At 63.2% G+C, this 5,303-nt stretch carries 4 protein-coding genes and 1 pseudogene; 2 read left to right on the top strand and 3 right to left on the bottom strand.

Annotation, left to right across the window (positions count from 1 at the left end; all coding sequences use genetic code 11):
• Together EN984_RS21705 and EN984_RS21695 are read right to left on the bottom strand one after the other, a co-directional pair.
• The coding region (locus EN984_RS21705; RefSeq protein ID WP_206517456.1) for a cytochrome d ubiquinol oxidase subunit II at positions 1-598 on the bottom strand (598 nt) is incomplete at its 3' end.
• 295 nt (positions 599-893) lie between these two features.
• Positions 894-2,254: pseudogene (locus EN984_RS21695) on the bottom strand (cytochrome ubiquinol oxidase subunit I).
• A 260-nt stretch (positions 2,255-2,514) separates the two neighbouring features.
• Between EN984_RS21695 and EN984_RS21690 the strand changes: the two are divergent.
• A complete protein-coding gene (locus EN984_RS21690) occupies positions 2,515-3,441 on the top strand; it encodes an ABC transporter ATP-binding protein (RefSeq protein ID WP_127268578.1) in 927 nt (308 codons plus the stop codon).
• Positions 3,438-4,199 carry an ABC transporter permease gene (locus EN984_RS21685; protein WP_127268577.1) on the top strand — a complete coding sequence of 254 codons (762 nt, stop codon included), beginning with the start codon at positions 3,438-3,440 and terminating at the stop codon, positions 4,197-4,199. Before EN984_RS21690 ends, EN984_RS21685 begins: the two co-directional genes overlap by 4 nt.
• A 77-nt stretch (positions 4,200-4,276) precedes the next feature.
• Here EN984_RS21685 and EN984_RS21680 read toward each other — a convergent pair.
• Positions 4,277-5,303 (bottom strand): phosphatidylglycerol lysyltransferase domain-containing protein (locus EN984_RS21680; protein WP_245480095.1); only part of this gene is annotated, 1,027 nt, incomplete at its 5' end.

The following is a 5,303-nucleotide window of genomic DNA, read 5'->3' as shown; positions in this document are numbered from 1 at the left end:
TGCCGAGCGCGGTCAGCACCAGCGCGGTGCGAAGCCAGCGCACCGCTTTCTTCTGCAATTCGCCTTCAGTCTTGTAGATCACCCAGGCCGCGCCCATCGCCGCGTAGGCGGCGGCAAGGCAGAACGCCACCAGCACGCCGAACGCCATGCCGCCGAGGCCGACGTCGAGCCCGAGCACATAGACGCCCAGCATATAGCCCTGCGCCAGCGAGGCGATGAGCGAACCCAGGAAGAAGATACGGTTCCAGCGATGCTTGCGGCCAGCTGGCACCTTGGCGCGGAAATCGAAGGCGACGCCGCGCAGGATCAGCCCGAGCAAAAGCACGAAGACCGGAATGTAGAGCGCCGTCAGGATGACGCCATGCGCCAGCGGGAAGGCGACCAGCAGCAGGCCGACGGCCAGCACCAGCCAGGTCTCGTTGGCGTCCCAGAACGGGCCGATCGCGGCAATCATCGTATCCTGTTCGGCGTCTTCAGCGGCGGCGAACAGAATGCCGATGCCGAGATCGAAACCGTCGAGAATGACGTAGATCAGGATGGCGAGGCCCATCAGGCCGGCGAAGATCAGCGGAAGCGCGGTTGGCCAGTCGAAGGTCATCTTTTTCTCCTCACTCACCAGAGCCGGCTAATCGCGATGTGATCGGATGGGGCTCTATCGAGGCTTCAGATCGATTGCCGAAGTCGGCGCCGCCCCTCACCTGCCTGCCGGGCACTTCTCCCCGTATAGGGACGGGGAGAAGGGGGCTGGCCGCAATCTCGGCGCTTTTCTTGCAACGCTGGTGACTGGCGAAACCGTCGATGCGAGCGCCCCTCTCCCCGTCCCTATACGGGGAGAGGATGCCGGCAGGCAGGTGAGGGGCCGCGCCGGCGCCCGGCTGGAGTGCCATATCAAATCACTCCCCCGCAGCCGGCTGCGACATCGGCGCGTTGAGCACGCCGGGCAACGGCGAGTTGTCGCCGTCCTTCGCCGCCTTCAGCGCCAGGTGCACCAGCACGCCGAGATAGGCGATCAGCAACAGCACATAGAGAACGAGGTATATGGCGAGCGTCAGCGCGACATGGCTGCCGGCCACCGGGCCGACCGCGTCGGCGGTTTTCAGCACGCCCGTCACCAGCCAGGGCTGGCGGCCGATTTCGGTGGTGTACCAGCCGGCCAACGTCGCCAGCCAGCCCGACAGCCCCATCGGCACCATCAGCATGGCCAGCGGCTTCGGCAGGCTGTGCCGGCGCTTGAGGAAGAAGGCCGCCGACCAAGAGACGAGCAGCATCAATATGCCCGTGCCGACCATGACGCGGAAACCCCAGAACACCGGAAAGACCGGCGGATGATTGCCGGGATAGTCGTTCAGTCCCGGCACCACGCCGCTGGCCGAGTGCCGCAGCACCAGGCTGGCCCCATCGGGAATGGCGATCTCGAATTTGTTTTCCTTCGCCGCCTCGTCGGCAGCGCGAAGAGCACCAGCGGCACGTTGGGGCCGGTGTTCCAGTTGGCCTCCATGGCGGCGATCTTCTGCGGCTGATGCTCCAGCGTGTTCAGCCCATGCTGGTCGCCGGCGAAGATCTGGATCGGGATCAGGATCGCCGCGGTGAAGACGCCGGTGCGCAGCGCCTTCCACATCGATTCCGAGCGGTCGCCGGTGAGATAACGCAGCGCCGACAGGCCTGATATCAGGAACGACACCGTCAGCCCCGACGCCAGCAGCATGTGGGTCAGCCTGTAGGGCATCGACGGATTGAAGATGATTGCCCACCAGTCGACCGCATGCGCCACGCCGTCGCGCATCTCGAATCCGGCCGGCGTCTGCATCCAGGAATTGAGCGCGATGATCCAGAATGCCGAGACGGTGGTGCCGCCGGCGACCAGCACCGTCGCCAGCGTGTGGATGCGGTTGGAGACGCGGCGGAAGCCGAACAGCATGATGCCGAGAAAGGCCGCTTCGAGGAAGAAGGCGGTGAGGATTTCGTAGGCCAGCAGCGGCCCGGCGATGTTGCCGACCTTTTCCATGTAGCCCGGCCAGTTGGTGCCGAACTGAAAGCTCATGGTGACGCCCGAAACCACGCCCATGGCAAAGGACAGCGCGAACACCTTCACCCAGGTGAAATAGGCGCGCATCCAGGCGGAATCGTTGGTCGCGTTGTAACGCAGCTTGAAGAACAGCAGCACCCAACCCAGCGCAATGGTGATCGTCGGAAATAGAATATGGAATGAAATATTCGCGCCGAACTGGATACGCGAAAGTATGAGCGGGTCCATGATGGGCTCCGGCTGCTGCAAATACTCGCGAAGGATAGGCCCGAAGCGAGTTCAGGTCAAAGCGGCGTCCTGCCGCGAGGCTGAACGCCACAGGACAATTTTGCCGGTTGCGTGCCGCGCAACTCCGGGCCTGTGCGCCGCACCTGCAACGGCCGGCCGGCACGATTGTCGAGAACTGTCAGCAGGGCATTGACTTGCGGTTGCAAGCACCGACATTCGGCCTATATCAGGGGACCTCTTTCAAGCAGCCGTTTTCATCCATGCCTTCCATCCTGTCCATTTCCGGGGTCTCCAAGACCTACGCCACCGGTTTCACCGCGCTCAAGGAAGTCAATCTCGACATTCAGCGCGGCGAGATCTTCGCGCTGCTTGGACCCAATGGCGCCGGCAAGACGACGCTGATCTCGATCGTCTGCGGCATCGTCAACCGTTCGTCGGGCACCGTCACCGTCGACGGCCACGACATCAACAAGGATTATCGCGCCGCGCGCGGTCTGATCGGGCTGGTGCCGCAGGAACTGACAATCGACGCCTTCGAGAGCGTCTGGGCGACGGTCAATTACAGCCGTGGCCTGTTCGGCAAGCCGGCCAACCCCGGCTTTGTCGAGAAGGTGCTGCGCGACCTGTCGCTGTGGGACAAGAAGGACGCCAAGGCGATCACCCTGTCGGGCGGCATGAAGCGCCGGCTGATGATCGCCAAGGCGCTGTCGCATGAGCCGCGCATCCTGTTCCTCGACGAGCCGACCGCCGGCGTCGACGTCGAGCTGCGCCAGGACATGTGGGCGATGGTGCGCCGGCTGCGCGAGGACGGCGTCACCATCATCCTCACCACGCATTATATCGAGGAAGCCGAGGCGATGGCCGACCGGGTCGGCGTCATCAACCGCGGCGAGATCATCCTGGTCGAGAACAAGGCCGAACTGATGCGCAAGCTCGGCCGCAAGCGGCTGGTGCTGGAACTGCGCAATCCGCTGACGGCCATTCCCGAGGCGCTCTCGCGCTATGCGCTGGAGTTGTCGCCCGATGGCGGGCAGCTGACCTACACCTATGACAATCAGGCCGAGCGGCCCGGCGTCGCCTCGTTGATGCGCGATCTCGAGGCCGGCGGCATCCAGTTCCGCGATATCGACACGCAAAACTCTTCGCTCGAGGAGATCTTCGTCAATCTGGTGAGGAGGGAACCATGAACCTTCGCGCCGTATGGGCGATCTATCGGATGGAAATGGCGCGTGCTTTCCGCACCGTGCTGCAGAGCATCGTCTCGCCGGTCATCTCGACATCGCTGTATTTCGTCGTCTTCGGCTCGGCCATCGGCTCGCGCATCACCGAGATCGACGGCATCAGTTACGGCGCCTTCATCGTGCCGGGTCTGATCATGCTGTCGCTGTTGACGCAGTCGATCTCCAACGCCTCCTTTGCCATCTACTTCCCGAAATTCGTCGGCTCGATCTACGAGCTTCTGTCGGCGCCGGTCTCCTATCTGGAGATCGTCATCGCCTATGTCGGCGGCGCCGCGACCAAGTCGATCCTTCTCGGTCTGATCATCCTGGCCACCGCCTCGCTGTTCGTGCCGCTGACCATCCTGCATCCGTTCTGGATGCTCGCCTTCCTGGTGCTGACGGCGGTGACCTTCAGCCTGTTCGGCTTCATCATCGGCATCTGGGCGAAGAGTTTCGAGCAGCTGCAGCTGGTGCCGCTGTTGATCATCACGCCGCTGACCTTCCTCGGCGGCAGCTTCTATTCGATCAACATGCTGCCCGAGATCTGGCGCACGGTGACGCTGTTCAATCCGGTCGTCTATCTGATCAGCGGCTTCCGCTGGAGCTTCTACGGCAAATCCGATGTCTCGGTCGGTATCAGCCTCGGCATGACGATCGTCTTTCTGCTGATCTGCATAGCGATCGTCGCCTGGATCTTCAGGACCGGCTACCGGCTCAGGAACTGAGCGGCGAAAGCGCCGTGTGACGCTGTCAGGTCTGTCGAGATTCAAGTCAGGCCGGCCTCACCTGAATATCGCCAGACCTAGATCGCCTTGACCAGCCGCAGCAACCCCAGCATCTCGACATACGTCCCCTTGCGGAAGGCGATGTAGACCGGCTCCTCGACGCCGTGGAAGCGGCGCTTGAACGCCGCTTGGCCCTGCAGGTTGAACCTGCGCCGATTGACCCAGGGAGAAGAATAGGCGCGCTGGAAGGCATTGCGCCAGAAATCGCTTTCGGCAAATCCGCTCGGGCCCACATCGACGAGCGGCGACAGGCCGAGCGTGACCACCGAGATGCCCTCTTCGCGAAAACGGTCAACGGCGAACTTGGTCAGGCCGATCTCGGCATGCGGTGAGGCGTCGAGATGCTTGCGCTTGAAGGCGGTGGTGTAGCCGATGACCTTGCCGCCGGCAAACAACGGGTCGAAGTCGAGCAAAGCGACCAGTTCGCCATCGGGACCGTGCAGGACGAAACGGCGCATGTCGGTGCCGAGATGGTCGGCGAAATGGCGGTTGAGAAAACCCATCTCCCAGCGCTTGACGATGCGGTCGCCGCGCCAGTTTTCCGAAAGCCGGGCGATCTCGTCGAGGTAGATCGTGCGCTTGTCCTCTTCGAACGAAAAGCCTTTCTTCAGCAGCCAGCGTTCGGAGTAGCGCACGGTCTCGTTGCGCTTCCCGGAAAAATCATGCTCGGGCAGGGCGAGGCGGGTGTCGATGCCGAGGCGATTGACCTTGTAGCCAAGGCCGGCCAGCACGCGTGCGGTGTCCTCGCCGACCTGCACGAACCATGGGCTGCCGGCGGTCTCGACGAAGCGCTTGATGTAATCGGCCCGACGCGCCGGAGCCGCCACCGGGTCGCCGAGCGCGAAATGGTGCTTCATCTTGGTACCGAAGGCGATGTAGCCATCGGCGTCGCCGAAATAGGAAAGCTTGCCTTGCACGGCGGTGGAATAGGCGAGCGAGAAGTCGCCATGGCGCCGCACCAGCTCCAGGCGCTCGAGATGCGTCAGCTCGCGCCGCGGCACCTTGGGCGCCGCGCCGTCAAGAAACCTGTCGATATGGATGCGC

It is taken from the genome of Mesorhizobium sp. M7A.F.Ca.CA.004.12.1.1 (assembly GCF_003997835.1).
Taxonomy (GTDB): Bacteria; Pseudomonadota; Alphaproteobacteria; order Rhizobiales; family Rhizobiaceae; genus Mesorhizobium.
The sequence above is the reverse complement of the archived record's forward strand: the minus strand, read 5'-3'. Positions and strand labels throughout refer to the sequence as shown.

What these genes read in the sequence shown, in the direction of transcription:
- EN984_RS21690 (WP_127268578.1), top strand. Translation starts at nt 2,515, where the DNA reads ATGCCTTCCATCCTGTCCATTTCCGGGGTCTCCAAGACCTACGCCACC.
- EN984_RS21685 (WP_127268577.1), top strand. Translation starts at nt 3,438, where the DNA reads ATGAACCTTCGCGCCGTATGGGCGATCTATCGGATGGAAATGGCGCGT.